The sequence below is a fragment of the Devosia sp. genome (genome assembly GCF_017307565.1).
GTDB lineage: Bacteria > Pseudomonadota > Alphaproteobacteria > Rhizobiales > Devosiaceae > Devosia.
The window spans coordinates 1-1,739 of the sequence record NZ_JAFKHD010000007.1 but is presented as its reverse complement, the minus strand read 5'-3'; the positions used below and the strand labels follow the sequence as shown (position 1 = coordinate 1,739).

Annotated in this window: 1 protein-coding gene and 1 pseudogene; both read right to left on the bottom strand. The window is 62.3% G+C overall.

Annotated elements, in window-relative coordinates:
* Positions 1–1,040: pseudogene (locus J0I64_RS00070) on the bottom strand (glycosyl hydrolase); the annotation flags it as partial.
* A gap of 11 nt (positions 1,041–1,051) precedes the next feature.
* Positions 1,052–1,739, bottom strand: a 688-nt coding sequence (locus J0I64_RS00065) for an SDR family oxidoreductase (protein WP_291405236.1), incomplete at its 5' end; no start/stop codon positions are given.

The window sequence follows — 1,739 nt, the reverse complement described above, 5'->3', positions numbered from 1 at the left end:
TCGAGTTCGCCGGCATCGGTCTTGAATTCCGTCTGCCCCTTGTCGAACTTGCGTTCGGCGAAGATGGCGAGCTGCGTGCGCTGGCCCCAGGTGCCGATAAAGGCATTGTCGCTGGCCAGCATCGCATAGGGCACCTGAGCATCGTCGATCAGAACACGCTGATGCTGGTCGACGATCTTGGCCATTATCGCGGCGACATAGGGTGTCGCGTTCCAGGTGTGGATGTCCCACCAGCCTACCTGGGGGTCGCATTCGTTGTTGACGAGCGGCACCGTGGCAAGCCGCGGATGATGCTCGCCGATATATCGGGCAACAGCCAATTCGCGCCGGCTGATGCCAAGGCTATCGGGGGTAATGTCCTCGGGGTGATGCGTGCCACCCTTTTCGTGAACCGAAATGAAGTCGAGGCGCGGCGTTTCACCGGTGATGGCGCTGACGCCGCTGTCACAATGGGCGACGAAGGCCTTGAACAAGGGCGACATGTGAATGGCAGTGCCGGGGCCACCAATCTTGAGGCTCGGGTCGACCGCATCTATGCCCGCGACGCAGGCGTCGTAGTAGTTGAGAAAACCCCGTTCGCCATGCTGCCACCAGGGCAGGTCGGGCTCGTTCCAGGTTTCGAAATACCACTGAGCCAGTTCTTCGGCGCCGTAGCGCGTCTTGAGGCGGGCAATGACCGTGGCGATGAAGTCGCGCCAGACCAGCACGTCGTCGCGCTCGGTAAAGCCGGTAAAGACCTGCGAGGGATTGCCCATGAGTTCGAAGAACGGCTTGTAACCGAACTCGACCATCGTATCGACCGCGCGGTCGAACAGCGACCAGTCATAGGAGATGCTGGCGCCGGAGCGCTGAGCGCGGATCAGCTCGAACAGATAGTGGGGGCGGAGATACTCGACACCCTTGTCTGGCGTCGCCGCCACCATGGCCAGCGCGGCGCGCATGTGTGGCAGAAGCAGCAACTGCCCCGGGGAGAACCCGGTGGCGCGCCAGAACCTTTGGAAAGGGCCTGCGGCCTTCTGCGTATCGATCGAAATGTGCATCAAACTACCCCTCAGAGTGCGGCAAGCATGCCGCCGTCGACATAAAGAACCTGGCCAGTGATGAAGTTGGCGGCGGGTGAAGCGAGAAACACGGCCGCTCCGGCCAATTCCTCCGGCTGTGCCCACCGGCCCATCGGCGTTCGCCCCCGAACGAAGGCGTCAAACTCGGGATTTTCGATAAGCGCCTTGTTCATTTCGGTGAGGAAATAGCCTGGGCCGATCCCGTTGACCTGGATGTTGGAGGTGCCGAGTTCGGTGGCGAGCGCGCGGGTCAGCATTTTGAGCGCGCCCTTCATCACGGTGTAGGGCACGACGCTGGTGCGACCTTTTTCGCTCATCAGCGAACAGATGTTGATGATCTTGCCGCCGCCTCGCGCGATCATGCCCGGCACGATGGCGCGCGAGGGCACTACGGCGCCCATGACATGGGTGTCGAACATTGTCTGCCAGGTAGCGTCGGTGTGCTCCACGAAGGGAGCCCGCAGCTGAATGCCGGCATTGTTGACGAGGATGTCGACCGGCGGCAGGCTTGCGATGGCCTCGCCCAGTTCCTGCGACTTGGTGATGTCGCAGACCATGGCGGAGGCTAAAAGACCCTCGGCACGCAGCACCTGCACAGCGGTATCGACGCTTTCAGGCTGACGGCCGTTGAGGGTCACATGGGCACCGGCCTGAGCCAGGCCGCGCGCCATGGCGAGC